The sequence below is a fragment of the Thermanaeromonas sp. DSM 22490 genome, from assembly GCF_056378755.1.
Map to the genome: position 1 here is coordinate 25,110 of NZ_JBJHHE010000008.1, position 21,068 is coordinate 46,177.

Annotated in this window: 18 protein-coding genes; 3 read left to right on the forward strand and 15 right to left on the reverse strand. The window is 53.7% G+C overall.

Features of this window, described 5'->3' with window-relative positions; genetic code table 11:
- Positions 1-7 precede the first annotated feature (7 nt).
- The 4 genes from AC1BI1_RS07020 to AC1BI1_RS07035 all read right to left on the reverse strand — a co-directional run bounded on the left by AC1BI1_RS07020 (position 8) and on the right by AC1BI1_RS07035 (position 5,774).
- Positions 8-889 (reverse strand): YicC/YloC family endoribonuclease, encoded by an 882-nt coding sequence (locus AC1BI1_RS07020; RefSeq protein ID WP_476716575.1) that lies wholly within the window; start codon positions 887-889, stop codon positions 8-10.
- Positions 890-901: 12 nt separating this feature from the next.
- Positions 902-2,077 (reverse strand): LL-diaminopimelate aminotransferase, encoded by a 1,176-nt coding sequence (locus AC1BI1_RS07025; protein WP_476716576.1) that lies wholly within the window; start codon positions 2,075-2,077, stop codon positions 902-904.
- A gap of 16 nt (positions 2,078-2,093) precedes the next feature.
- Positions 2,094-2,933 carry a diaminopimelate epimerase gene (gene dapF / locus AC1BI1_RS07030; protein ID WP_476716577.1) on the reverse strand — a complete coding sequence of 280 codons (840 nt, stop codon included), beginning with the start codon at positions 2,931-2,933 and terminating at the stop codon, positions 2,094-2,096.
- 99 nt (positions 2,934-3,032) lie between these two features.
- Positions 3,033-5,774: a calcium-translocating P-type ATPase, SERCA-type gene (locus tag AC1BI1_RS07035; RefSeq protein WP_476716578.1), complete on the reverse strand. Its 2,742-nt coding sequence runs from the start codon at positions 5,772-5,774 to the stop codon at positions 3,033-3,035.
- A gap of 428 nt (positions 5,775-6,202) precedes the next feature.
- On the opposite strand from AC1BI1_RS07035, the gene AC1BI1_RS07040 reads away from it, so the two are divergent.
- Entirely contained in the window at positions 6,203-8,011 is a 1,809-nt protein-coding gene (locus AC1BI1_RS07040; RefSeq protein ID WP_476716579.1) for an Rqc2 family fibronectin-binding protein, read from the forward strand.
- Here the strand turns inward: AC1BI1_RS07040 and pyrF are convergent.
- The 7 genes from pyrF to AC1BI1_RS07075 form a co-directional block, all read right to left on the reverse strand.
- The gene (gene pyrF, locus AC1BI1_RS07045; RefSeq protein ID WP_476716580.1) at positions 7,924-8,643 is read right to left on the reverse strand and encodes an orotidine-5'-phosphate decarboxylase; all 720 of its coding nucleotides are present in this window, start codon (positions 8,641-8,643) and stop codon (positions 7,924-7,926) included. The two genes, AC1BI1_RS07040 and pyrF, sit on opposite strands and share 88 nt — an antisense overlap.
- Positions 8,627-11,875, reverse strand: coding sequence for a carbamoyl-phosphate synthase large subunit (gene carB, locus AC1BI1_RS07050; protein ID WP_476716581.1), 3,249 nt, complete (start codon positions 11,873-11,875; stop codon positions 8,627-8,629). Before carB ends, pyrF begins: the two co-directional genes overlap by 17 nt.
- Positions 11,876-12,967 (reverse strand): glutamine-hydrolyzing carbamoyl-phosphate synthase small subunit, encoded by a 1,092-nt coding sequence (gene carA, locus AC1BI1_RS07055; protein ID WP_476716582.1) that lies wholly within the window; start codon positions 12,965-12,967, stop codon positions 11,876-11,878.
- A 65-nt stretch (positions 12,968-13,032) separates the two neighbouring features.
- On the reverse strand, positions 13,033-14,325 hold the full coding sequence (locus AC1BI1_RS07060) for a dihydroorotase (protein WP_476716583.1): 1,293 nt from the start codon (positions 14,323-14,325) through the stop codon (positions 13,033-13,035).
- Positions 14,325-15,251, reverse strand: coding sequence for an aspartate carbamoyltransferase catalytic subunit (locus AC1BI1_RS07065; protein ID WP_476716584.1), 927 nt, complete (start codon positions 15,249-15,251; stop codon positions 14,325-14,327). Before AC1BI1_RS07065 ends, AC1BI1_RS07060 begins: the two co-directional genes overlap by 1 nt.
- Before the next feature lie 118 nt (positions 15,252-15,369).
- Positions 15,370-15,933 carry a bifunctional pyr operon transcriptional regulator/uracil phosphoribosyltransferase PyrR gene (gene pyrR, locus AC1BI1_RS07070; RefSeq protein WP_476716585.1) on the reverse strand — a complete coding sequence of 188 codons (564 nt, stop codon included), beginning with the start codon at positions 15,931-15,933 and terminating at the stop codon, positions 15,370-15,372.
- 197 nt (positions 15,934-16,130) lie between these two features.
- Positions 16,131-16,301, reverse strand: a complete 171-nt coding sequence (locus tag AC1BI1_RS07075) for a twin-arginine translocase TatA/TatE family subunit (RefSeq protein ID WP_476716586.1) — start codon at positions 16,299-16,301, stop codon at positions 16,131-16,133.
- 148 nt (positions 16,302-16,449) lie between these two features.
- Between AC1BI1_RS07075 and AC1BI1_RS07080 the strand changes: the two genes are divergently transcribed.
- Positions 16,450-17,379, forward strand: coding sequence for an ABC transporter ATP-binding protein (locus AC1BI1_RS07080; protein WP_476716587.1), 930 nt, complete (start codon positions 16,450-16,452; stop codon positions 17,377-17,379).
- On the forward strand, positions 17,376-18,143 hold the full coding sequence (locus tag AC1BI1_RS07085) for an ABC transporter permease (protein WP_476716588.1): 768 nt from the start codon (positions 17,376-17,378) through the stop codon (positions 18,141-18,143). The genes AC1BI1_RS07080 and AC1BI1_RS07085 overlap by 4 nt, the downstream gene beginning before the upstream one ends.
- Positions 18,144-18,151: 8 nt before the next feature.
- Here AC1BI1_RS07085 and AC1BI1_RS07090 read toward each other — a convergent pair whose 3' ends face one another.
- The 4 genes from AC1BI1_RS07090 to lspA form a co-directional block, all read right to left on the reverse strand.
- Positions 18,152-19,360 carry a hypothetical protein gene (locus AC1BI1_RS07090; RefSeq protein ID WP_476716589.1) on the reverse strand — a complete coding sequence of 403 codons (1,209 nt, stop codon included), beginning with the start codon at positions 19,358-19,360 and terminating at the stop codon, positions 18,152-18,154.
- 103 nt (positions 19,361-19,463) lie between these two features.
- Positions 19,464-19,697: a putative signal transducing protein gene (locus AC1BI1_RS07095; RefSeq protein ID WP_476716590.1), complete on the reverse strand. Its 234-nt coding sequence runs from the start codon at positions 19,695-19,697 to the stop codon at positions 19,464-19,466.
- Positions 19,679-20,620 (reverse strand): RluA family pseudouridine synthase, encoded by a 942-nt coding sequence (locus AC1BI1_RS07100; RefSeq protein WP_476716591.1) that lies wholly within the window; start codon positions 20,618-20,620, stop codon positions 19,679-19,681. Before AC1BI1_RS07100 ends, AC1BI1_RS07095 begins: the two co-directional genes overlap by 19 nt.
- Positions 20,617-21,066, reverse strand: coding sequence for a signal peptidase II (lspA, locus tag AC1BI1_RS07105; RefSeq protein WP_476716592.1), 450 nt, complete (start codon positions 21,064-21,066; stop codon positions 20,617-20,619). Before lspA ends, AC1BI1_RS07100 begins: the two co-directional genes overlap by 4 nt.
- Between the last annotated feature and the right edge of the window lie 2 nt (positions 21,067-21,068).

Here is a 21,068-nt window from a genome sequence, read left to right on the forward strand (position 1 = left end):
GGGTTATTTATTCTACGTTCTGTACCTGTTCTCGCATCTTTTCTAACTCGCTCTTCACCGCTATAACTAAACGGCTAATCTCCAGATCATTAGCTTTGGAGCTAATGGTATTTATTTCCCGGAACATTTCCTGCAAGATAAATTCCAATCTGCGACCTACAGCTCCTTCACTTTGTAAAAGTCCCTCCCACTCTTCCAGGTGGCTAGATATTCTTATTATTTCCTCATGGATATCACACCGCTCCGCCATCAACGCTACTTCCATTTCCAGCCGGCCAGGATCTAAGGCCTCTATCCCCCGAACAAGCTCGGCCACCCTTTGTCGCAGGCGGCCAGCGTATTCTACTGGAATTTCCGGTGCCCTCCCACGAATAGCTTCCACATATTCTCGAATAGTATGAGCCCTTTGCTCCAGATCCTTTTGCAGGCGTGCTCCTTCCGCCTGGCGCATGGAGAGCAAACCCGTCAAAGCGGTATCTAAGGCCTGATAAAGCACCGGCCACAACGTCTCTTCCTGCCACTGAGGTTCTTCTACAACAATTACCTCCGGCAAGGTTAATAATCGGCTGGCGGTAATATCCTCCGGAATAGCCAAAATTTGTGCCAGTTCCTTCAAAGCACTATAATAAGCTATTGCACGGCCTTTGTCAACGCATATTGGCTGATTTTCGGGATTTTCTTCGCTAATACTTATAAATACGTCAATATGCCCCCTGGCAAGCCTTTTTTTAACTTCGGCCCTGACACGTTCTTCCAAGGAAAGATAAGGACGGGGCAGGCGGATATTGATATCCAGAAAGCGGCTATTGACCGATCTGGCCTCTACTTTGACCGCTTTCCCCGCGCCAACAGCTTCTCCCCGCCCAAACCCGGTCATGCTCGAAAGCAAGGACTTCACTCCTCAATCAAACTGTACTTTCCCCAAAGCCCGGCGGAGCCTTTCTATGGCTTCTTTAATGCGCTCCTTATCAATGGTTAAAGCAATGCGGAAATACCCTTCTCCATAAGTACCATAACCATTGCCGGGGGTAACTATTACTCCTGCTCTTTCCAGGACGGTTTCGGCGAAGCTTTCGGAAGTATAGCCTTTAGGTACTGGCGCCCATACATAAAAGGTGCCCAATGGCTTGGATAACCGCCATCCCATAGAGTTAAGCCCTTCTACCACCAGATCCCGGCGTTCTTGGTAAACCCGGCATATCTCTTGTAAGCCGTCCTGCGGCCCGGTTAGAGCAGCGATACCGGCATACTGTACCGCCTGGAATACACCAGAATCTATGTTGGACTTAATACGGCCCAAAGCTTCTATAACATCCGCCCGGCCGCAAGCCCATCCCAGTCGCCAGCCCGTCATATTATAGGGTTTGGATACGGAATTAAATTCAATCCCCACCTCCTTGGCCCCCGGCGTAGCCAGGAAAGACGGGGCACGGTAACCATCATAGGTGATTTCGCTGTAAGCCGCATCGTGGCAAACGATTATATCGTAGCTCTTAGCGAATTCTACTACTTCCGCGAAAAAGTTATTCTGCACTACGGCACCGGTAGGGTTGTTGGGGTAATTAATGAACATCAACTTGGCTCGCCTGGCTACGTCAGAAGGAATAGCTGCCAGGTCGGGTAAATAACCCCTCTCTTCTTTTAAGGGCATAAGATATGGCTCTCCCCCGGCGAGCAAGGTGCCGATGCCATAGACGGGATAACCCGGGTCGGGGACTAAATTTACGTCTCCGGGATCTACATAGCAGAAAGAAATATGGGCGATCCCCTCTTTGGAACCTATTAAAGTTACGACTTCCGCACGGGGGTCGAGCTCTACTTCATAGCGCTGGCGATACCAGTCCGCTACAGCCTGTCTGAAGGAGAGCAGTCCCACGGAGGTGGGGTAGCGGTGGTTTTCAGGATTGTGGGCTTCCTCCGTTAATTTAGCAATCACATGAGCGGGGGTGGGCAAATCGGGATCTCCTATGCCCAGGCTGATGATATCCACCCCCTTCTCCCGGGCTTCTTCAATTTTTCTCTCAATGCGGGCAAAAAGATAAGGCGGCAACCTCTTGATACGCTGAGCTTGTTCCATGCAAAAACAACCTCCTCTATACTTCCTCCAGATAAAGACCATCAAAAACGCGAACAGCCGGCCCGGTCATAAATACATGGTTATTGGCCGACCACTCGATGAATAGATCGCCCCCAGCCAGGTGTACCGTGACCTGCCGGCCAGCACGGTGGGTTAAAGCGGCAGCCACTGCGGCCGCACACGCTCCGGTTCCGCAAGCCATAGTCTCGCCGGCACCCCGCTCCCAGACCCTCATTTTTAACTCCGTGGGGCTCAATACCTGGATAAATTCCACGTTTGTTCGCTGGGGAAACAAAGAATGGTTTTCTACCAGGGGCCCTAAAGTGGTTACCGGGGCTTTTTCCACATCATCGACAAAAATTACACAGTGGGGATTGCCCATGGAAACACAGGTGGCGATAATCCTTTCTCCCTCGACCTCCAGGGGTATTTCTATAGCCTTATCCCCCTCGCCCAACATGGGTATTTCCCGCCTGGCCAGGCGCGGCTCACCCATATCCACGCGCACCCCGCTGACCCGGCTGCCTTCCAAGATTAAATGCGGCACCATGGTACCGGCCAGGGTTTCCACCCGTATGGCCGGCCCCCGGGCCAGACCCTCCTCATAGGCGAAGCGCGCCAGGCAGCGGATGCCGTTGCCGCACATCTCGGCTTCGCTGCCATCGGGATTAAACATACGCATCTGGAGATCGGCTACCCGGGAGGGTAAAAGAAAAATCAAACCGTCAGCACCGACGCCAAAGCGCCGGTGGCAGATTCGGCGGGCCAATTCCGCCATATCTGTTTTCACTTTTTCGCGGAAACCATTCACCAGAACAAAATCATTACCCAGGCCGTGCATTTTGGTAAAGTGCAAGCTAAGCCACCTCGCGCCGTGCCAACCTTATTTTTCTATTTTAACACCTTGAAGGTTATTTTACCATGATTCCAGGCCAACGCGCTAGCTTCCATATCTCTAACGGGAGTGTAACCACACTACCCGCCGTAGCGGTCGCCACAAATAATGGGCGACGGCGAAAATACCGGTACGCCAGCCGGCTGCTAAGAGCACCAGTATCCAATGGAAACCATTTAAGGGTGCAGTATCAAACACTAACTGCAAAAGCGGCACGTAAATAACTACAAGTTGCATGACTACCGAGCAAGCTACGGCCAGCACCAGATATTTATTGCTGAAGTAACCCACGTCAAAGGGCGAATGCACCTCGGATCTACACTCAAAGACGGCAAAAAGCTGGGCAAAGACCAGGGTGGTGAAGGCCAGGGTACGGGCTGTGGTTAAATCCCCTTCCCCTAAGGCTAGCCCGGCCACGAACACCGCCAAGGTAACCAGCCCTATCTGGGTACCTAAAGTGAGTATCCGCCAGCTTAAGCCCCGCGCAAAGATACTTTCCTCTGCCCGGTAAGGTGGCCGCGCCATTATATCCGGTTCAGCACGGTCCACGCCCAAAGCCAAAGCCGGTAGGCCATCGGTAACTAAATTCATCCAGAGGATCTGTATGGGGACAAGGGGTAAGGGCAATCCCATGATAGCTGCTATAAACATGGTCAATACTTCACCCACATTGCAGGACAGGAGATAGCGGATAAACTTGCGAATGTTGGCATAGATATTCCGGCCCTCCTCCACGGCAGCCACAATGGTAGCAAAGTTGTCATCAGCCAGTATCATGTCTGCTGCCTCTTTAGCCACATCGGTACCGCTCTGCCCCATGGCAATACCGATGTCAGCCTCTTTAATGGCCGGCGCATCATTCACTCCATCTCCAGTCATGGCTACGATATGACCGTTCCTCTTCAAGGCTTGAACTATGCGCAGTTTATGGACGGGCGACACGCGAGCATAAACAGAAATATCTTTGACCCGCACCACTAATTCTTTATCAGTCAAGGCCTCCAGCTCCGTCCCGGTTATAACATTAGAATCTTCCGCTGGAAGGCCTAGCTCCCGGGCAATGGCCTGGGCTGTCAGGCGGTGATCGCCAGTAATCATGACCGCCTTAATGCCTGCCCGGTGACAAACCTGTACCGCCTCCTTAGCTTCCGGTCGTGGGGGATCGCTCATCCCCATCAAACCTATAAAGGTTAAATCCTGTTCTGCTGCCTCCGCCGTCAAGGTTAGTCCATCCGGTAAATCCCGGTAGGCCAGGGCCAAAACCCGTAAAGCCCCCCTGGCCATTTGCTCATTTTGCTCCAGAATGCGCCGGCGCCAATCAGAAGTTAAAGGGATGACCTTCCCTTCCAGGAAAAGGGAGGTGCAAAGATTGAGCAACATGTCTGGAGCCCCCTTAACATAGGCCCGCCTTCTCCCCTGGGTTTCATAAACTACGCTCATGCGCTTGCGTTCAGGGTCGAAGGGGATTTCCACCACCCTCCTGCTCTTTCTTTCCAGGTGCTCCCGCCATATACCTCCCTTGGCTGCCGCCACCAGGAGGGCTCCCTCCGTAGGATCACCGCTTATCTTCCAGGTTCCCTTTTCTTTCCGTCCCCTCAGCCATCCCCCGATGGTTAAACCGCCCTTCTGTAGAACAGCGTTATTGCACAGGGCGGCGGCGGTTAAAAGGAGTTCTAAAGGTTTATCCACCCCTACTTTCTGCCCGTTTAAGAAGAATTCCCCCTGGGGTGTGTAACCGGTACCACTAACGCTAAACACCTGATCGCTGACCCAAACTTCCCGCACGGTCATCTGGTTCTGGGTCAGGGTACCGGTCTTATCGGAACAAATTACAGTGGCACAGCCCAGGGTCTCCACGGCTGGCAATTTGCGCACAATGGCCTGGCGCCGGGCCATCCTCTGTACTCCTAAAGCCAGGCAAACCGTAACTATGGCCGGCAACCCCTCAGGGATAGCCGCCACCGCCAAGCTTACTCCCGCCAGGAACATGCGGTAGGGGTCTTCACCCCTGGCCATACCGATCACTACCATCAGGGCGCAAATAGAAAGGCAGGCCAGTACCAGCCAGCGCCCCAATTGAGCCAGCCGTTTCTGTAGGGGTGTTTCTCCTTCTTTGAGTTCCTGGAGCATACCAGCTATTTTCCCGATTTCGGTGGCCATGCCGGTGGCCACCACCACGGCCTTCCCTCGACCCCGGGTCACCACCGTCCCCTGGTGCAGCATATTGTGCCTGTCCCCCAGGGGCACCTCCCCGGCCAGGGCTCCTGGCTCCTTGGTCACGGGGTGCGACTCCCCGGTTAGTGCTGCTTCTTCCACCTCTAAGCCGGTGCCGGATAGCAAGAGGGCGTCCGCTGCCACCCTATCCCCGCTTTCCACCAGAAGAATATCCCCGGGGACCAGTTCGCGCGCCGGTATTTTTTTAACTTCCGCGTCGCGGATAACCCGGGCATAGGGTGCAGCCATTTCTTTTAAGGCTTCCAGGGACCGTTCGGCTCGATATTCCTGTATAAATCCTAGAAAAGCGTTGATTATAACAATAGCTGTGATAGTAATGGCGTCGGCTACTTCCCCCAAAAAGAAGGAAATGGCGGTAGCCCCCAGTAGGACCCAAACCATAAAATCGTTAAATTGCTGGCCCAAAAGTTTTAAAGGTGAGACCCCCGGCTCTTCTTTGAGCTGATTCGGCCCCACTTCCATTAAACGCCGGCTGGCCTCCTCAGTACTCAGGCCCCGGTCCGCGTCGCTCCGCAATATTTGTAATACCCGGGTTCCATCCATTTGATACCACTGGCTGGAATGCATCCCTGTCTCGCCCCTTTTTTACTTTTTAAGGCTGGTCCACCTTATCTTTATGCCTGTCCCCTATAGAAAAGAACTAGGTGATAAACTGTAGTTCGTGCTATACTTGGGAAAAAGGTCTTTCTAGGTAGGGCAGCATGGAAAGGATACACTTATCCTCAGTTTTAAACCTAGGCCTGCTTGGCTTGCGCTCGCTCCGAAAACCCTCGCGGGCCAAACTAGCGCTCGACCTCAAGGCTCCGGCAGGCTTCCCGGCAAATTCGGCATCCTGCCTCAGTTGCCGGCCTCGGCCTTCCATGGCCTCGGGCCTGCCTCCGCTTTCGGTCTCGCTAAGTTTGGCTGCCGCTCAGGTTTAGTCGCTCGCTTTCAAGCCTAGGCAGGCCTGCCCCGGCGAAAACTGCGGATACGCCAGTGGAAAGGAGTATTGTCCTGTGGCTTTCGATGGGCTGTTCTTGAGCGCCATTAAAGCAGAACTCTCTGCCTGGTTAGGGAGCCGCCTGGAACGCATCTACCAGCCGGACAAAGATACCCTCCTTATTCACCTGCGCCGCGGGCGCGAAATAAAAAAACTGGTGATGTCGGCCCATGCCGAGCACTGCCGCATTCATTTCACGGAAGCCAGCCCCCCCAATCCCCTAGAGCCGCCCCTTTTTTGCATGGTTTTGCGCAAACATTTGCAAGGCGGAGTTCTGGAGGAACTTAACCAGCCCGGCCTGGAACGGGTGCTGGAGCTTCGCTGTTCCTGTACCGATGAGCTGGGCCGGGTAGTCACCCGCATCCTGGTGGTGGAGATTATGGGCAAGCATTCCAATATCATATTGCTGGACCCTAGCGGTACCATCATCGATGCTCTGCGGCGCTATACCCATGCACTGAGCCGTCACCGGGAGGTGCTTCCCGGCCGGGCTTATGTTCCTCCCCCGGCGCAGGATAAAGTCGATCCCCGGTCCCTGGACCTAGAGCAGTTGGGTGCTATAATCTTCCAGGGTTCGTGGGATAAACCTTTAAAGAACTCACTAGTAGAAAAGCTGGCCGGCATAGGACCTCAAACCGCCAGGGAAATCCTGTTCCGGGCGGGTCTGCCGGCCGAAATAACGCCCGAGTTCTGCGGGGAACACGAATTAGGGCGCATTTGGCAGGCCTTACAGGAAGTGCTGGCTGCTAGCCTCCCAACGGGCTGGCAGCCCACAGTAGTCAGGGGTGAGGGCCAAGGGGTGCTAGCCTTTGCCGCCTTCGATCTTTTGCAGTTTGCCGGGCTCCCCCGCGAGCACTTCCTTACGCCTTCCCAGGCCTGTGAAGTCTTCTACGAGGAGAAGCGGGCTCAAAACCTTCTGGCTGCCGAAAGGCGTTTTCTGGCCGGTCTTATAGACCGGGAATTAAAGCGCTGCTTAAAAAAGGAGGCTTTGCAGGCCGAAACAGTGGCTGCTGCCGAAGGTGCCGAACAATGGCGGCTGTACGGGGAACTGATTACCGCTAACATTTACCGCCTGCAAAAGGGTATGACTTCATTTATCGCGGAAAATTTCTACGATCCCGGTGCCCCGCCCGTAACCATTGAGCTCGACCCTTCCCTTACCCCGGCCGAAAACGCTGAGCGTTACTTTAATCGCTATAACAAAGCTAAAAACGCTGCCTGCCAGGCAGTCCTTCAACTGCAACAAACGCGAGAGGAAATTGCCTATCTAAATTCCGTGGCTCAGGCCCTGGACATGGCCGATTCCCTGGAAGAACTAAAGGAGATTCGCGAAGAATTAGTTCGAAGCGGCTACCTGGAACCTGCCAAAGGCGAAAAAAAACAGCTCCAAAGGCAGAAAGAAGCTGTTTCTCGTCCTCTGGAGCTCTTTTCCAGCGAGGGTTTTATCATTTTAGTAGGTAAGAATAACCGCCAGAATGACTATCTGAGCTTAAAGCTGGCCCGCGACGAGGATATATGGCTTCACGCCAAAGGTGTGCCGGGGTCCCATGTGATCATTCGCACCCAAGGGCGACCGGTGCCCGAGCGCACCCTGGAAGAAGCCGCCGGCCTGGCCGCTTACTTCAGCCGCGCCCGCCAGGCGGGACGCGTACCCGTGGATTATACCCAGGCCAAGTACGTGCGCAAGCCGCCCGGTGCCCGGCCGGGTATGGTAATCTACGACCACCAGCACACCGTCTACGTGGCTCCCATTTCCCCCAAGATGCTGGCCACAGCCGCTACCGGATCGGAGGCGGAAGTTACCGGCCGGCCCACTACCAAGTAGGTAGCCCCTTTGCGCACCGCCTCGGCCGGGGTCATTACCCGGCGCTGGTCATGGGCCTGACTTCCGGCCGGGCGGATGCCCGGCGTCACTATCACCAAGTCCGGGCCGCAAGCACCTCTGATGGCTTCCAATTCTTGGGGAGAGGCCACCACGCCGTCCAGGCCGCATTCCCGGGCCAGTTTGGCCCAGTACACCACCTGTTCCGCAAGACCCCGTTCAATACCGACCTCGTACTTAAGGCTGGTCTCGTCCAGGCTGGTCAATACTGTGACAGCAATGAGCAGGGGCGGCTTCCTCCCCTGCTTGTACGCTTCTTCCTTGACCGCTTCCGCAGTCGCCTGAAGCATTTTCCTTCCTCCAGCGGCATGGACGTTCAGCATATCCACTCCGTGGCGGACCAGGGCACGGGCTGCCTGGGAAACGGTATTGGGTATGTCGTGCAACTTCAAATCAGCAAACACGCGCCCCCCGAGCTCCTTGATAAGCTGGATGGCCGCCGGGCCCACCGCGGTATAAAGTTCCAGGCCCACTTTAAACATACCTACATGGGGAGTCAGCCTGGTTACCAGGTCTTCAGCCGCTTTTAAGTCAGCCACATCTAAAGCTATAATGAGTTTATCTTTCACCGGCAATGGATCGCACCCCTTTCCCTGCAAGTCCCACGTATTCCTGCAAAGGCTTTAAATTGAAACCCTGGCCCTCGCGCAAGGCCCGCATAACTTGAAGCATCGCCCGGGCCGTATCCAGAGAGGTGAGGCAGGGAATACCCAGCTCAGCCGCTGCCCGCCGAATTTTAAACCCGTCCCGCTCGGGTTGCCGGCCCCTGGTCAAGGTGTTGACGATTAAGTGCACCTTACCCCCCCGGATATAGTCCAGGATGTGGGGAGAACCTTCCCGTATTTTGCCCACCCGTTCCACGAAGAGGCCGGCAGCAGCCAGGGCTCCGGCTGTCCCGGCGGTGGCTACGATCTTAAAGCCCAGTTCAGCAAAGCCTTTGAGGAGGGGCACGGCCTCGGCCTTGTCTTTATCGGCAATGGTGGCCAGCAAGGTCCCTTTTTCCGGAATAATACAACCAGCGGCCACCAGGCCTTTATAAAGGGCGGTCTCATAGGTGGTATCAATGCCCAATACCTCTCCGGTAGACTTCATCTCCGGCCCCAGGAAAGTATCTACTTGTAGCAGTTTCCCGAAGGAGAAGACCGGCACTTTCACAGCCACATAATCGGGTGGTGGAAGCAGTCCCCCCCGGTATCCCTGTTCCCTCAAAGTGCGGCCCAGCATAATATTGGTAGCCAGGGCCACCATGGGCACACCGGTAATCTTGCTTAAATAAGGTACCGTCCGGCTGGAGCGGGGATTAACCTCCAGGACATATACTTCACCTTTATGGAGGACAAACTGGATATTGAGCAATCCCTTTACCCTTAAGGCCCGGGCCAGGCGTACGGTATAAGCTATGATTTTCTCCTTAACCTCTTCGCTTAGAGAGCGAGCGGGATATACGGCAATGCTATCTCCGGAATGCACCCCAGCCCGCTCCACATGTTCCATAATACCCGGGATCAGTACTTCTTCTCCATCGCTTATAGCATCTACTTCCACTTCTATACCCGGCAGGTACTTATCCACCAGGATGGGGTGCTCCGGGGTGACCTTGACGGCTGTAGTCGCGTATTCCAGGAGCTCCCCTTCATTATGAACTATTTCCATAGCCCTGCCGCCCAGGACGTAAGAAGGCCGCACCAGGACTGGGAAGCCCAGTTCTTTAGCTATACGGGCTACCTGTTCTACGGAGGTGGCCGCACCGCCCCGCGGCCGGGGGATACCCAGTTCTCCCAGCAGGGTATCAAACTTTTCCCGGTCTTCCGCCCGGTCAATATCCTCTACCGAGGTGCCCAAGACCTTGAAGCCGGCAGCCGCCACAAACTTGGCTAAATTTATAGCCGTTTGGCCGCCAAACTGCACAATTACTCCCTGGGGCTTCTCCTTTTTTAATACATTAACTACGTCTTCTGGGGTGAGGGGTTCGAAGTAGAGGCGGTCGGAAGTATCGAAATCAGTGCTGACCGTCTCCGGATTATTATTGATAATAATGGATTTCACCCCCGCCCGGCGCAAGGCCCAGGCCGAATGCACGCAGCAATAATCAAATTCAATACCCTGGCCTATGCGGATGGGGCCCGAACCCAAAACTGCCACCTTATCTCCCGGCTCTACCTCTCCTTCATCTTCCTGATCATAGGTGGAATAAAAGTAAGGAGTCACGGCCTCAAACTCGGCGGCGCAGGTATCCACTATTTTGTAGACGGGCTTTAAGCCCTGAAGCTCCCTTTTTTCCCGCACTTCCCCTTCTTTGAGACCTGTCAGGCGGGCAATCTGGGAGTCGCTAAAGCCCTTCTCTTTGGCCCGGCGCAGGATCTCCGGCGTTAAGGCTTTCCCTGCTTTCCTTAGAGTCTCCTCCAGCTCCACTATATTTTTGATCTTGGCCAGGAAAAAGAGATCTATACCCGTGATCTCGTTAATTTCTTCTATACTCCAGCCCCGGCGCAAGCCTTCGGCTACCACAAACAAGCGCTCATCATCGGCTTCGGCCATTTTTTGCTTAAGGCAGGCATCGCTAAAGCGAGCAAAAGCATCCAGAGTAAGGCCATCCAGTTTCAACTCCAGGGAGCGAACCGCTTTCAGCAGAGCCCCCTCAAAGGTGCGGTCAATGGCCATGACCTCCCCGGTGGCCTTCATCTGGCTTCCCAGGGTTCTATCCGCCAGGGAGAATTTGTCAAAGGGGAAGCGGGGGATTTTGACCACGCAATAATCCAGGGCCGGTTCAAAACAAGCCTTGGTCTCCCGGGTAACGGCATTGGGTATTTCGTCTAAAGTCAAGCCTAAGGCTATTTTGGCTGCCACCCGGGCGATGGGGTAACCCGTAGCCTTGGAGGCCAAGGCGCTGGAGCGGCTTACCCGGGGATTAACTTCAATAACGTAATATTGCCAGCTTTTAGAATCCAGCGCAAACTGGATGTTGCACCCGCCCTCTATCCCCAGGGCCCGGATGATTTTTAAAGCTGCCCGGCGCAACATATGATATTCTTTATCCGATAGGGTCTGGGAGGGCGCTACCACTATGCTGTCCCCGGTATGGATGCCCACCGGGTCGATATTTTCCATATTGCACACAGTAATGCAATTATCGGCTCCATCCCGCATTACTTCGTACTCTATTTCTTTCCAGCCGGCCACCGACTGTTCCACCAGTACCTGGTTGATAAGGCTGAGCCGCAAGCCTTTAAGGACAATGGCCTTCAACTCCTCTTCATTGTGGGCTAGCCCCCCTCCGGTCCCTCCTAAGGTATAGGCCGGCCTTACAATGACGGGATAGCCGTTTTCCGCGGCAAATTCCAGGGCCTCTTCTACCCGGGTAACGATACGGCTGCGGGGGACGGGTTCCCCAATGGCCTGCATCGTGGCCTTGAACTGCTGCCGATCTTCCGCCCGCTGGATGGCCTCCAGAGGGGTGCCCAAAAGACGGGTACCTACTTCTTCCAGGATACCGGCCTCGGCCAGCTGCAGGGCCAGATTCAACCCCACCTGGCCTCCCAGAGTGGGCAACAGACCGTCGGGACGCTCTTTGCGCATGATTTCCGCTACGAAATCTAAGGTTAGGGGCTCCAGGTACACCCGGTCGGCCATTTCGGGATCAGTCATAATGGTGGCCGGATTGGAATTGACCAGGACAACTTCCATCCCCTCTTCTTTCAGGGCGCGGCAGGCCTGGGTGCCAGCATAGTCAAACTCTGCCGCCTGGCCGATTACAATGGGGCCGGAACCGATGACCATAATTTTCCGCAAATCCTTCCTCAGAGGCATTTAAACCACCTCCCCCCGCTTTCGGGCCGCCACCATATCCAAAAACTCCCGGAATACATATTCGCTGTCCGTGGGGCCGGGACCCCCCTCGGGATGGTACTGGACGGAGAGCACGGGCAGATAGCGGTGGCGCAGGCCCTCTACCGTCCCATCGTTTAGGTTAATATGGGAGATATAAACCTCCTCTGCCGGCAGAGAATCGGCCCTCACCGCGTAGCCGTGGTTTTGAGAAGTAATATAAACGCGGCCGCTGATAAGGTCTTTAACCGGGTGGTTGGCTCCGCGGTGACCGAAGAGAAGCTTGTAGGTATCCCCACCCAGGGCCAGACCCAACAGCTGGTGGCCCAGGCAAATGCCTAACATAGGTACCCTGCCCAGCAGTTCCCGCACCGTCTTTACGCCGTAGGGTACGTCCTTAGGGTCCCCCGGGCCGTTGGAAATAACCACTCCATCCGGCCGGGCAGCCAGAATATCCTCTGCCGTACTATGGGCCGGCATAACTAAAACGGTACAGCCTTCCCTTTGTAACCAGCGCAGGATATTGTTTTTTACTCCCAGGTTATAAACTACAATCCGCGGAGAGCCGCCTTCCAGGACAAAAGTTTGGTTGTTGGTAACCGCGGGTACCAGCTGGTCACCCTTTAAGGGGGGATCTTGAGCAGCTAGATATTTCAACTCTTCGATATTTACTTTCCCGCAGGCCAGGATGCCCCGCATGGTCCCCCGGGTCCGGAGATGGCGGGTAAGGGCCCTGGTGTCTACTCCCTGAATAGCGGGAAGGCGGTGGCGCTCAAGGTAAGAGGCTAATCCCTCCCTGGCCCGCCAGTTGCTGGGTGTCGGGCAGGCTTCACGCACCACCAACCCCAGAGCCTGGGGCCTGCCGGATTCCTGGTCTTCCTCGTTTATGCCATAATTACCTATAAGGGGATAAGTTAAAACTACAATTTGCCCGCAATATGACGGGTCGGTTAATATCTCCTGGTAACCCGTCATGCCAGTGTTGAAGACCACTTCTCCGTGGCATGACCCTGAATAGCCCAGGGCTCTCCCCTGAAATACCGTTCCGTCTTCCAGCACCAAGTAAGCCTGCATCCTTGGCCTCCTCTCCCCTCTTAACTCCACCGTACGAGTTTTCATCTACAGCCCCGCTTTCCGGGTTAAATCAACACCTTCCCTTCCTCCATGACCAGCCGGCCGCCCACAATGGTAGCTACCGGCCATCCTTCCAGCTTCCATCCCTGGAAGGGCGAATTTTTGCCCCGGGAATAAAAAGCCTTAACCTCCACTTCCCGCTCCCAGTCAGGGTTAATGATGGTAATATCGGCCACGCTTCCTACAGCCAGTGTTCCCCCGGGTACATTCAATATCCGTGCAGGATTTAAGCTAAAGGCCTCCACCAAACGCCTCCAGGAAAGCTTTCCGGTTTTTACTAATTTTGTTACCACCAGAGGCACGGCCGTCTCCAGCCCCACCATGCCAAAGGGAGCCAGGTCGTACTCTACATCCTTCTCTTCTTCCGCGTGGGGAGCGTGGTCCGTAGCCAAGGCATCGATGGTCCCTGCCGCCAGACCTTCTACCAGAGCTGACCTGTGCTCCTCATCCCGTAGAGGCGGGTTTACCTTGGTGTTGGTATCATACTCCTGCACTGCCTCATCGGTGAGGCAGAGGTGATGGGGAGTCACTTCCGCCGTAACTTTAATTCCCCTCTCCTTGGCCCCCTTAACCAGCCGGACAGAACCTGCACTGCTCAAGTGGGCCAGGTGCAGCCGGCCGCCCGTCAGTTCCGCCAGGATCAAATCCCTGGCTACCATCACCTCCTCGGCTGCCGCCGGGATACCTCTTAAGCCCAGAATAGTGGACATGAGGCCCTCATGCATTACTCCGCCGGCCACCAGGTTTAAGTCCTCACAGTGGGAAATAACCGGTATATCAAAAAGCCTGGAATATTCCAGAGCCCGGCGCATAACTTCCGCGTTCATCACCGGGCGGCCGTCGTCGGAAAGGGCTACCGCTCCCGCTTCCACCAGATCTTTGATTTCCGCCAGCTCTTCTCCCTGGGAACCTTTAGACAGGGCACCGATGGGGTACACGCGCACCGCCCCTACGGCCCGGGCCCTCTCTTTAATGTAAGTAATAACCGCGCCGCTGTCGGCCACGGGGTTAGTATTGGGCATACAGGCCACAGCCGTGAACCCGCCGGCGGCCGCGGCCCGGGTACCCGTAGCGATAGTTTCCTTTTGCTCATATCCCGGCTCCCGCAGGTGAACATGCATATCTATAAAGCCGGGAGCTACTATGCAGCCATGAGCATGGATAACTTTGGTATCCCCGTCGGGTTCAATATTTTTCTCCAGGGCGGCGACTTTGCCCTCAGCCACCAAAAGGTCGTAAATACCATCCAAGTTCTGGACCGGATCGATTACCCGGCCGCCGCGGATTAAGATCTTCATTACTGATTGCCACCTCCAATGAGCAGATATAGCAAAGCCATGCGGATAGCTACACCGTTAGTTACTTGTTCCAGTATGGCCGCCTGCAGGCTGTCGGCTACTGCGGGGGCGATTTCTATACCGCGGTTCATAGGGCCGGGGTGGAGAACCAGGGCACCCGGCTTGGCCAGGCTCAAACGTTCAGGGGTGAGCTCATATAGCAGGGCATACTCCCTTAAAGAAGGGAATAATCCTTTCTTTTGCCTTTCCCTCTGGATGCGCAATACATTAATTACATCCACCCCTCGCAGGGCTTCTTCCACGCGGTAAAAAACTTTTACCCCTAATTTTTCGATTCCCGGTGGGATCAAGGTCGGCGGTCCTACTACCCTCACCTCGGCTCCCAGCTTGGTCAGACCCCAAATATTGGAGCGCGCCACCCGGCTGTGGAGAATATCCCCCAAGATGGCTACCTTGAGACCCTCAACACGCCCCAGCTTCTCTTTTATGGTAAATATATCCAACAGAGCCTGGGTAGGGTGCTCATGCATGCCGTCCCCGCCATTGATCACCGCAGCCTGGATGTAGCGCGCAAGCAGGCCCGGGCTCCCGGCTGCGCTGTGGCGAATAATGACCGCATCGGCGCCCATGGCCGCTAGGGTCTCTGCTGTATCCCTTAAAGATTCGCCCTTGGCTACGCTGCTGGTGGCGGTGGCAATGCTTACCGTATCCGCACCCATGTACTTGGCCGCCAGTTCGAAGGAAGTGCGGGTCCGGGTGCTCGGCTCGTAGAAAAGGGTCACCACCAGCTTGCCCCTTAAAGTGGGAACCTTTTTGATATCCCGCTGAATTATCTCCTTCATGGGCGCGGCGGTTTCCAGGATCAACTCTATTTCCTCGGCCGTTAAATCCTTTAAGCCCAAAAGATGTTTACTTTTAAGCGCCACACTTCATCCCCCATTTCCGAAGTCAAAACCGTATATAATAAAAAACTCCTTATTGCCCGGTTAAGGCTAATAAGGAGGGAATTTGCCGTCCGTCCTTATTAGCCTCACAGGACTAATTTCAAGGACCGGCGGTATCTTGAGGTAAGGCGCGAATTAAAACTTGGTCCACGCCATCTATTTCCTCTAGTTGTACGGCTATTTCCTCTTTGCGGGAAGTAGGAACGTTTTTCCCTACATAATCGGCTCTTATAGGTAACTCCCGGTGGCCCCTGTCGATCAGGACGGCCAACTGAATATTTTGCGGTCTTCCCAGATCTATCAGGGCATCCAACGCTGCCCGCACCGTCCTGCCGGTAAAGAGCACGTCATCTACTAGAACTACTTTCTTGTCGGTGATATTGAAGGGTATTTCCGTACGGTGTACAATGGGATGGACGCTTAAAGTAGTGAGGTCATCGCGATACAGGGTGATATCCAAAACCCCCAGCGGCACCTTAACCCCTTCGATTTCTTCGATAATCCGCTGCAACCTCTCCGCCAGCGGCACTCCCCGCCGCCTGATGCCCACCAGCACCAGATTTTCCGTGCCCTTATTCCGCTCTAAGATTTCGTGGGCAATGCGGACTAAGGCACGGCGCATTTTTTCGGCGTCCATGATTTGGGCCTTTACAGTCAGTGTCAATCCTTTTCACACCCCTTTAGCGGCATAAAAAAACCTACGCTCCTCCGGCGTAGGTTTAGCATGTGCTATTCCCGCATATTCCTATCCCTTGCTAGCCTCGCCGGACTAGCTTAAAAGGATTTGCACTGGTTGTAGTGTATCCTAAGATGCGACCCCTGTCAAGCATTTTTGACTCCCAGCCACAAATTGGCTCCAATTCAGTTTTTATTATTTTTCTCTCCTGAGGTCATTTCCTCTTTAAAATCACGGATAGCTTTGCCCAAGCCCCTGGCTACCTCCGGCAATTTGCCAGGGCCAAAAAGCAGAAGAACTATGCCCAAAATCAATGCCCACGACCACGGGCTGAAAAGGACTCCCACAACAATCACCAAGATATCCCCCTCTCCCCAAGAAGCATAACATACCTTCCTACTCAGTTGCAAGTTGCCATAAGCCGGTCTAATAGCTATAATTAATGTTGGCAACTTTAGCCCCGGCTGTGCGGGGCCTTTTAGTTCTGGAGGAAAGTTTATACGAATGACCGACGTAATTGTAGCAGCCAGGGAATTGGTCAAATCCTACAACGGCTTTATGGCCGTGAAGGGTATCGATTTTATTGTCCGAGCCCAGGAATGCGTGGGATTATTAGGTCCTAACGGTGCCGGGAAAACCACCACTGTGAAGATGATTTATTGCTTTACTCCTATCACAGCCGGCAAACTATACGTTTTTGGCCTAGATGTGCGTTCCCATCCCCGGACTATTAAGGCTCAACTGGGGGTGGTGCCCCAGGAAGATAACCTGGACCCCGAACTTACGGTTAAAGAAAACCTCCTCCTCTATGCCAGTTATTTTGACCTTCCCCGCAAGGTGGCCGAGGAGAGGGCCGAAGAATTAATGGAGTTTATAGATTTAGAAGATAAAGCGGACACCCCGGTGGAACAGCTCTCTGGGGGCATGAAGCGCCGGCTGGCCATAGCCCGAGCTCTCATAAACCATCCCAAACTTCTCATTATGGATGAGCCAACTACCGGCCTGGACCCGGAGGCCCGGCGCCTGATATGGGAGAAGCTCCTCCAGCTCAAAGAAAAAGGCGTAACTCTGCTTTTAACCTCCCATTATATGGAAGAAGCAGCTTACCTTTGCGACAGAGTCTTAATAATGAATGATGGCCGGATCCTCGATGAAGGGACACCGGAAAACCTGGTGCTAAGTCACATTGGCGAGGAAGTAATAGAGCTGGCCCCCTTCAATGATCACCGGCTCGAAGAGATCCTGGCCTCCCTGGCCGGCCAGATAAAGGGATACCAGCTCGTAGGGGAAACTTTATTCCTGTACACAGACGAGGGCCAGGCCCTATGGGAAAAAATCCAAAAGCACCAGTTCTCTTTTCGTCATCGCATCTACCGTCCCGCCACCCTGGAAGATGTTTTTTTAAAACTAGCCGGCAGGGGGTTAACCCAATGAATCTGGAGTTGTCCAAACGAATTTGGAAAGTATTCTGGCGCAACTTCGTAGTATATCGCAAAACCTGGCTGGCCAATATCATGTTTAATTTTGTAGAACCCCTGCTCTACTTAGGAGCCATGGGCTTAGGATTAGGCAGCTATATCTCCTCCATTCAGGGCATGAGCTACCTCCAATTCCTGGCCCCCGGGCTTATCGCCTCTTCCGCTATGTGGGCTACAGCTTCCGAGTGCACCTACGATAGCTTCACCCGCATGCGCTACCAGAAAATCTACCATGCCCTGGTGGTTACTCCCATCAGCCTGGATGAAGTTGTAGTGGGAGAAATACTTTTCGGGACCTTTAAAGGCGTTCTCTACGGCAGTGTGATCCTTTTAGTAATCTTTATCCTGGGCCTGGTCCCCTCAGCTTGGGCTTTACTTGTACCCGCAGTTCTCGTCCTCTGTGGCCTGGCCTTTGCCGAGCTGAGTATGATCTGGACGGGCTTAGTCCCCAAAATTGACACCTTTAGCTATTACTTTACCCTAATAATCACTCCCATGTTCCTCTTTTCAGGTATTTTCTTTCCCCTGGATACCCTCCCTTCCCCGGCCCGACAGCTGGCATGGTTCATCCCGCTTTTCCACGTGGTAGAGCTCCTGCGGGCCTTAACCCTGGGCCAGGTAAGCGGGCACCTCTGGGTCCATGTGGTATGGCTAGCAGCCTTCATTGCCTTCTTCTTCTATCCGCCTATTTACCTCTTGCGCCGGCGCTTTCTGGGATAACCATCAATTTATAAGGTCAGACGAGGCCGGTGTCTGGAATAAGTTAGCCCTAAGATAGCAGCTAGTTTCAGGGCCAGGCGCACCGGCCACAAAGAAAGATATCTTTTTAATTCCTGCTTTTCCCTCTGCAGCTCAGCTACTGCCCGTTCCAGGTCCTCGTTAGCAATGAGTGTAGTCTGCAGGCGATATTCCTGCTCGCGCAGCTGCTGTTTTAGCCTAGCCTGTTCCGCCTGTGCATCGGCCACTGTCTTGTTCAGGGTGCCCTGGAGCTGCATAAGCCTTGTTTCCAGGTGGCTCACCCTCTTCTTTAAGGCATCTCGTTCCACCCGTAAATTGACCAGTTGTTCTTCTACCTGAGTTAATTCCTGTCGCAATTCTTCTTTGCGCTGGTGGAGCTTTTCCAGATCCGCCAGGAGATTTTTATTCTCTTTGCGCAGGTCTTCTACCTCCTGGCGCAAAGCTGCTAACTCCTTGTTCTCGCCGACCTTATCCTGGGTGGAAGCTGCTTTGCCCCCGTTAATAATACTGAATTCTTTACCAGTATTTATGACCAGGGTGGCTGCCTCTGCTCCGGCTGCTACTTCTTCCCAAGCTATATGACCTGCCACCTCGTTTTCAGAAGGTTTAAGGGGAAAGAGCGTGTCCCAAAAATCCTTTTCTCCCCTAACCTCATTGGTTGTCGGGGATTGTGCCAGGGGAATAATTTCTGAAGCTGGTATTTCAGCCAATGAGGGCGCTGAGGCTTTTTCCTCTTCTGGAGTCCGGTAAGACCAGTGAATCAGCCCCCATCTTCCATCCTTCAGCCTTAAGAATCGCCCGTCGTGCACCAGCTTTTGCTCTCCCGGAATCTCAGGTTTACCGCTTTCCCGGAGTTCCCGATTAATATCGCTTAGCCGCAATGCTTCCCCCTTGCTTTGAAGCAGGCGATGGGCTTGATCATTTTCCTTTATCCCGTCCAGGCGCAAACACCAAAAACCTTTTCCCTCGTTGCGAAAGCAAGGATTTTTCGTCAAACAGCGGTTTACGTTTTTTTGTATCTTAGCCGGGGAATGTGTAGTCAGAAGCTCCTTCTGGGCTGTAGCCACCAGCTCACTGACTGATTGGGGGGAGTACTCAAAAAGTCGCAATTTTAGCAGGTCCGTGAGAGAATCCAACCGGCCTGTAACCTGAATCTTAGTCACCTTGGGCATAGGAGCAATTTTAGATTTTTTGGCCATTAATGTCACCTCTTCCTGTAAGATGCATTTTGTCATTATTTTTCCAGGAATTATTTGACATTAAAGGCCAAATCTCCTTCGGGAAAAAGCAAATGTTATGTCATTATTTGGTAAAATATGGCCCCGGTTTTGCGTCGAGGATTTCCCGGGCATATTCTATTTTCCCTTCCGGCACCAGGACCTCCACTTGCCCCAGAGGGCCTAAGGTTAATCCATATAGTCTCCCAATAGCCTCGCCCCTCAAGCGCACCGGTATCCCGGCAGATTCCAACAAATCTTTCACAAAAGGTGCTTCCAAGGGCGAAGTAGCTGCCACAGCTACCCATTTCTCGGCCACTGCTGTCCCTCCCCCCGTAAAAGGGCAAGTACCCGGCAAAAGGCTTCCGGCGGTGGCGCAGTGAATTCCAAGTAATCCTTGGTGCGAGGGTGAAAGAAGCCCAGTTGTCCCGCATGCAAGAGTTGCCCCGGTACCCCAAAAGCTTGTTTGCGGGGCCCATATTTTGGGTCCCCAACCACCGGATGGCCGAGATAAGCCATATGTACGCGAATTTGGTGGGTCCGCCCGGTTTCCAGTTGGACTTGCAAGAGGGTAAACCCTGGAAACCGCTCCAGAACGCGATAATAAGTAACGGCCGGCCGCGAATTTTTTAGAGTTACAGCCATCCGCTGGCGATCAACCGGATGACGGCCAATAGGCGCCTCTATACGGCCTGAAGATTCTTTAACTTCTCCATGTACTAAAGCCAGATACAATCGCTTCACTTGACGAGCCTTAATCTGAACAACCAGGGAACGGTGGGCATCATCATTCTTGGCAGCCACCAGGAGCCCGGAAGTATCCTTATCCAAGCGATGGACTATACCGGGCCGTAAAATACCATTAATTCCCGAAAGATCGCCACAATGATAAAGGAGGGCATTTACCAGGGTGCCCCTTTCGTTGCCCGGTGCCGGATGAACAACCATTCCTTGAGGTTTATTGACCACAATTATATCTTTATCTTCGTAAACAATATCCAGGGGTAGGGGCTCAGGTTTGGCTTCCAGGCGACGGGGCGGTGGTATTTCTCCGGTTACGGTATCACCGGGGCGGACCTTATAATTGGCCTTGGCCGTCTTGCCTTCCACGAGTATAAGGCCTTGTTCTATCAGGGTCTGGATTCTGGTGCGCGAAACTCCTGGCAGGTGCCGGGTCAGCCACACATCGAGACGGATTCCAGCTTCCTTATGGTCAACCACGAAAGCAAAGCGGCCCGTCACTCGGTTTCTCCTTTCTCATCCCTCCGGCATAACTGCCAGCAGAGAAGACCTACCCCTACTACTATGGCCACATCAGCCAGATTGAACACTGGCCAGATGCGAAAATCCAGAAAATCTACTACATAACCGAACCGCAAGCGATCCGCAAGGTTTCCTAAAGCCCCACCCAGCTGGAGAGCTAGAGCCAACTTAAGGTAAGGCTGACTATTTCGCAATCGCCGGTAAGCTATAACGATTACCCCGATAACAATTAAACTTATGGCCACAAAAAAAGGAGTCTGGTAGGCCAGCATGCCGAAGGCTGCTCCCGGATTGTTTATATAAGTTAGGTGAAAAATATTAGTCACTACGGGAATACTTTGGTTAGGCTGCAACAATTGGCGCACTAAAAATTTGCTTATCTGGTCGCCGCAAAAAACGGCTATAGCTAAGAGTACAAAGGGCAATT

Coding starts and splice junctions, on each gene's coding strand:
- AC1BI1_RS07025 (WP_476716576.1), bottom strand. CDS start 2,077: ATGGAACAAGCTCAGCGTATCAAGAGGTTGCCGCCTTATCTTTTTGCC.
- AC1BI1_RS07035 (WP_476716578.1), bottom strand. CDS start 5,774: ATGCATTCCAGCCAGTGGTATCAAATGGATGGAACCCGGGTATTACAA.
- carB (WP_476716581.1), bottom strand. CDS start 11,875: ATGCCTCTGAGGAAGGATTTGCGGAAAATTATGGTCATCGGTTCCGGC.
- carA (WP_476716582.1), bottom strand. CDS start 12,967: ATGCAGGCTTACTTGGTGCTGGAAGACGGAACGGTATTTCAGGGGAGA.
- AC1BI1_RS07060 (WP_476716583.1), bottom strand. CDS start 14,325: ATGAAGATCTTAATCCGCGGCGGCCGGGTAATCGATCCGGTCCAGAAC.
- AC1BI1_RS07080 (WP_476716587.1), top strand. CDS start 16,450: ATGACCGACGTAATTGTAGCAGCCAGGGAATTGGTCAAATCCTACAAC.
- AC1BI1_RS07085 (WP_476716588.1), top strand. CDS start 17,376: ATGAATCTGGAGTTGTCCAAACGAATTTGGAAAGTATTCTGGCGCAAC.
- AC1BI1_RS07090 (WP_476716589.1), bottom strand. CDS start 19,360: ATGGCCAAAAAATCTAAAATTGCTCCTATGCCCAAGGTGACTAAGATT.